This is a genomic window from Schlesneria sp., assembly GCF_036405755.1.
In the GTDB taxonomy this organism is placed as follows: Bacteria; Planctomycetota; Planctomycetia; order Planctomycetales; family Planctomycetaceae; genus Schlesneria; species Schlesneria sphaerica.
Genome location: NZ_DASWWZ010000216.1, coordinates 1 through 4,908, shown reverse-complemented (window position 1 = coordinate 4,908; position 4,908 = coordinate 1). Strand labels below are relative to the sequence as shown.

Genomic DNA, 4,908 nt, shown 5'->3' with positions numbered 1-4,908 from the left:
TCGATTCCACCGGCCATATTCGAGACCTGTGAGAATCCCTGCTGACGCAACCAGTTGGTCACGCGCATACTGCGGCCCCCATGATGACAGTGCACGATGATGGGGGCATCGCGATGGCTTTCCAGCTCCCCCACCCGCTGCGCAAGTTCGCTCATCGGTATGAGGGTCGTCGATTCAATATGAGCCGTCTCGTATTCGTCACGTTCACGGCAGTCGAGAAACAGGAATGGCTGCTGCGCGTCGAGACGGGCTTTGACGTGCTGACAGTCGACTTCCAAAGGGGCGCTCATTGTTCATCCTTAAACGGCCATCTTCAGCGGGCAATCTGCTCGCGAGCAAACTGACGTGCCATCTTGTAGGCATGACGTAATGCGAAAATCCGGGTTTCCATCTGTTCTTCGGTGTAGTACTTGCCGGGTTCACTGGCGGGCAGCCCGGCGATGGAAATCGTCAGGGGCATCAGATCCAGAAACTCACGATAGCGACGCTGTTGATCGGCTGCTGAGGGGTCGCCACTCGACATACTCTTACTCCTGAACGATTCTGACCTGAACTCGATCCGAATTGACTGAATGACAAATGTCACATCACATGCGGAAACGGCTCCCGGACCCGTCTGTCGCATGTATCAAGACAGAAGGACTATCAACTGCGGCGATTCATGTACTGCTTGATGATGTCTGCCGCCGTATTGGAAGGCTTTTCTTCCTGCTTCGCGCCCCCCGCAGGAGCCGCTGCCGGGGCGACCGTTTTAACTCCCGTATCTTCCGGGTTCGGCAATCGCACCGCCAATTCACCCGAAGGAGCTGCAGCCTCTGGCTCAGTCTCTTCCACGGGAGCCGCGACGGCACCACCGGGATATCCCTGCATGGGCATCATCTGGGGATAACCCATCGGGTAACCCATCTGCGGAGGATAACCGGGTGGTTGACCGTAACCGGGTGGATACTGCGGATAGGCCCCTGGCATGTAGCCCGGCGGCATCTGATAGCCGGGAGGAACCATCGGTGGATATCCGGGATACCCCTGCGGATATCCTGGCATCCCCTGTGGTGGATACTGGAGCGGCACCGGGGCACCGATGATCGCAGTATCCTGCGTTGGCATGCCGGCTGCCGCAGGGTCGCCATAGGCGGGCAGCTCGTAGCTGGTTTCGGTCTCGACCGACGAAGCAGGCAGCTCGGTGGTCGAGAGGCCCGACGATGACTCGGCGACGGGTTCAGGAGCGGCAACCGGTTTCGGCGACGACTTGGCGGTCGCCTGCCGGATGATCACTTCCAGATCGAGCTTCCCGATCGAGACCCGGTCGCCGGACTTCAGATTGACTTCACCACGCAGGCTCGTGCCGTTCACCAGGGTCCCATTCGTACTTCCCAGGTCGCGCAGACGAATGGCGTACTCGTCGATCGAAAAGACACAGTGGTGGCGGCTGACCAGGTCGCTATTGGGCCGCAGATGGCAATCCTGCTCACGGCCAACGAGAAACTTTTTCGTCGTCAGCGGTATTAGTTTGCCCTGGTGCTTGCCACCAAGGATTTTCAGTTCGGCCTGCAACATGAATCAGACACTCCCTAAACTCAGAGGTCCATCAATCGAGATGGGCATCCACTCTCGCGATTGTACATCCGCTAACGGACACGTCGTTTTGAAATGACTTTGGCATGACGACCACGCCGGGGATTTGAAGGGAACGCAATGGCCCGTTCGTGGTTACTGGGAACCACTATCACGCTAACGCCTTATCGAAAGACTGTCAACGAGTATTCGCCGCACCACACCGCATTGACTACCTCCGATTTACACGCGATTCATCCGTCGAACACAATTCTACAGCCACCTGTTTTTCCTGTTCCGTCAGCTCACCAAACGTCCAGTTTTCTGCCACCGCTTCCGCTAATGGAACCGCCAGAACACGAGCCAGATCCGGGGGGACTTGAGCCTCGCAAAGGTCCGCCAGCCCCGCTACGGCCGGTGCCGCCGCAGAGGCGTGCAAAATTAAACTTCCGTGTTGCAAAATGGCTCCCCGCCGACGCCGCTGAGCACTTCCGACCACCTTCTGGCCATGCACGACCAGATCATGCGAATCCCGGCGCTGGAAGCACAATAACGGCTCTTCGCTCAGCTTCGACGAAACCCCGCGAGCGGCAATCGGGAACCCCAGGCGATTCAAACTTGCCACCAGCGACCCGTGCACGATGTCATACAGCTCTTCAGGCACGCTGAACAACTTTTGCGAGGGAGGAACTGTCAGACTGTAGGTCCATTCGCAATCGTGGAGAATCGCCCCTCCCCCCGACAATCGCCGCACGACAGGGAGCTTTGAAAGGACCGAATCGACTTCAAAGTCAGCCGACTTCTGAAAGTAGCCCAGCGAGACCGTCGGCTCTTTCCACTGGTACCACCGCAGCGTCGCGACCTCCGACGAAATCGCCGACAGCAACAGCGCCTCATCCACGGCCATATTCCAGACACCCGACTGGGGCTGGGTCTCAAGAAGGACACGTAAATGAGACAGCCGCTGCATCAATGGAAAACCTTCAACAGAGGGACCGGACCACTTCGCAGCCCGGTTTTGACTCTCAACCCGCTTCAGAACGTCCCTTCACCAGACGCTCCATCCCGGGAGGAATTCTATACAAAACGATCAGACTGACGATGCCGATCCGGTGAGGAACCCATGAAACCGCTCCTCACCTGTTCTCTCGATCGAACGTCGTCCGCCGACCAGCCCCCTGCTGTCTCGACAACGACCCTGAAGTCGTCTCAAGCCGCCTTCTATTTTACCAATGTCCACGGCAGAACAGGAAATTGCAAATATTACAAAGGTGTTAGTCGCCGGTCCCCCTGCAGAGGGACTTCACGAACGTCATCCGGCCACGTTAACCACGGCCGCGCTGCTTCTCACGCTGCTGCCGCTTCAACTCGCGCTTCTGCTTCTTACTAAGCCCCTTCAGCTGATCAGCGGTGAGTCCCCCACCCGAATCCTCGTCATCCTCTTCACCGCCACCAGCATGACTAACACCGTCACTCGATTCATACGACTCCGTCGACGGATAGGAACTGTTGTCTGCCGACTCGGAGTAGACTTCCTCCTGCTGCGAAACCGGTTGTGAGAAGTGCGGTGCGGGAACTTTATTTCCGTGCGACTTGTGAGACTCCACAAACGCACTACTGTCCACCTCGGCAACAGCCTCCGCCTCCTCTTCGACCCACTCTTCCGACTGTTCGGCTTCAGGCTCCGACCACGTTTCCTCGGCCGCAGACTCTTCGTACGCGGAACCGTCTCCTTCCGTCTCTTCGTACGATTCATAGGCCGAGCCGTCGACCTGTTCTTCCTGCTCTTCAACCTCTTCTTCGTATTCCGGCTGCTTCACCTTCGCACGCGTTTTCGATGCGGCTCGTTTGGCGGGTGCTTTCCTCTTCCGTTTCGGTGTCGCGGCCTCTTCTGTCTCGACCTTCTTCCGCCGTCGCTTCGGCTTTTCAACTTCCTCTTCATCAACGGCGGCGACAGCAGACCGCCGCTTCCAGAACTTCAGGCGACTCGCACACCAGACGGCCGCTTTCCAGAGCACCGACCCGGCACTCGGCTCCGCCAGTTCAGGAGGATCAGGACAGACATACGCGACGATCCGAGCATGCAGCCACAGCCCCAGAAACAACGTCCCGCTGGCGAACATCGGCAGAACCTGCCGAACGGCACCGAAACCACTGATGTTTGCCAGCTCGCCCCGGAACAGTTCCAGCCACGCGGTCACGTACCACAAGGCCCCTGACAGCCGGAGCGTATACAGACTCGAACGACTTCGTCGTAACTCCCGATCCAGCAGCAGCGTCATGGGGAGCATGACCACACACAATGGCAGCAACCAGGCGACCGTTTCGCTCTGCCAGGCAAACCCCAGCATCGGTCCGAACACCTGACCGACCACCCGCTGCAGACCGGTCGCGACCGTCAGTGTCGCCACACCCAACAGCCCGGCCGCCCAGGGCCAGACACGATAACGACCACTGAAATCGAGCTTACACTGAGACCGGTACCAGGTAATCAACAGCCCCAACTGGGTTGCCAGAGCCAGAAACAGAGTGGTCACGACAACCACCAGCTTCGGACGCTCGCCCGACAGCAGCAGTTCCACAAAGGGATTCAGCACCGGACGGAAGGGAAGCGGCCGCGTCAGCGCGACCGTCAGCCCCACAAGCAGCACCCCCACAATCCCCGCATAAATCCAGATCCGCAGTTCAGAGACGGGAACCCACGGTGCGGCGGCAGAGGAAGCGACGAGCTGCGACTGAATCCGTCCTCGCTCTTCTCCGAGGGAGGTTGTCTCCAGAGAAATACCATCGCCGTTGACAGCCAGCCTGCGCCGTCGACGGTCGCCAGTCGAGCTCGACCCGGCAAACTGAATGGGCATGGTTCTAATTCTTCTCGCGGTGATCAAGCGAACTTTGGGGTAAAGCGCGTCTCCGCGTCACTTATCTCAACACTGATTCAAGACAGTTCCGTATCCATGGCATGACTGATCGCGCGATGAACATCACGACCGGACGAAGTTCCAGCCGTCTCTCGATTCGCCTCCAGGCAACTCGACAGGCGTTCGTTCTCCATCGACCCCGCCGAGCTGCAGAAATAAGTTCAAATCACGCGCATCACCCGCACACCCCAAACCCCCTGGTCACCCTGATCAGAATATTTTCCAACGAAGTGGCGAGAACGGGCAACGGGTTCGGTATCCGTTAAGGGTAGCACCGGTTGACCGGGTCTTCCCGGGCTACCGGTGTGCGTCGCACAAGAGGTTTCCATGAGCTCGATTCATTACGGCGGGCGGCACGGGGGGGAGGGATCAGGTGTCACCTCCTCAACGGGCAGGTGCTCTCGTGTTTGAACCGGGTGAGTGAGCATCCGTGATG

At 58.5% G+C, this 4,908-nt stretch carries 5 protein-coding genes; all 5 read right to left on the bottom strand.

Annotation, left to right across the window (positions count from 1 at the left end; all coding sequences use genetic code 11):
- A partial coding sequence (locus VGE80_RS07430; RefSeq protein WP_440592195.1) for a rhodanese-like domain-containing protein occupies positions 1–290 on the bottom strand: 290 nt, incomplete at its 3' end.
- Between the two features lie 23 nt (positions 291–313).
- Positions 314–523: a hypothetical protein gene (locus VGE80_RS07425; RefSeq protein ID WP_373649399.1), complete on the bottom strand. Its 210-nt coding sequence runs from the start codon at positions 521–523 to the stop codon at positions 314–316.
- A 122-nt stretch (positions 524–645) separates the two neighbouring features.
- Entirely contained in the window at positions 646–1,557 is a 912-nt protein-coding gene (locus tag VGE80_RS07420; RefSeq protein ID WP_440592194.1) for an FHA domain-containing protein, read from the bottom strand.
- 229 nt (positions 1,558–1,786) lie between these two features.
- Complete coding sequence (locus VGE80_RS07415; protein ID WP_440592193.1) at positions 1,787–2,524, bottom strand: lipoate--protein ligase family protein; 738 nt, start codon at positions 2,522–2,524, stop codon at positions 1,787–1,789.
- Positions 2,525–2,879: 355 nt separating this feature from the next.
- Positions 2,880–4,412: a hypothetical protein gene (locus tag VGE80_RS07410; RefSeq protein WP_440592192.1), complete on the bottom strand. Its 1,533-nt coding sequence runs from the start codon at positions 4,410–4,412 to the stop codon at positions 2,880–2,882.
- Positions 4,413–4,908: the final 496 nt, after the last annotated feature.

Bases quoted from the DNA above. Each gene is read 5' to 3' on its own strand.
- VGE80_RS07425 (WP_373649399.1), bottom strand. From the start codon at position 523: ATGTCGAGTGGCGACCCCTCAGCAGCCGATCAACAGCGTCGCTATCGT.
- VGE80_RS07420 (WP_440592194.1), bottom strand. From the start codon at position 1,557: ATGTTGCAGGCCGAACTGAAAATCCTTGGTGGCAAGCACCAGGGCAAA.
- VGE80_RS07415 (WP_440592193.1), bottom strand. From the start codon at position 2,524: ATGCAGCGGCTGTCTCATTTACGTGTCCTTCTTGAGACCCAGCCCCAG.
- VGE80_RS07410 (WP_440592192.1), bottom strand. From the start codon at position 4,412: ATGCCCATTCAGTTTGCCGGGTCGAGCTCGACTGGCGACCGTCGACGG.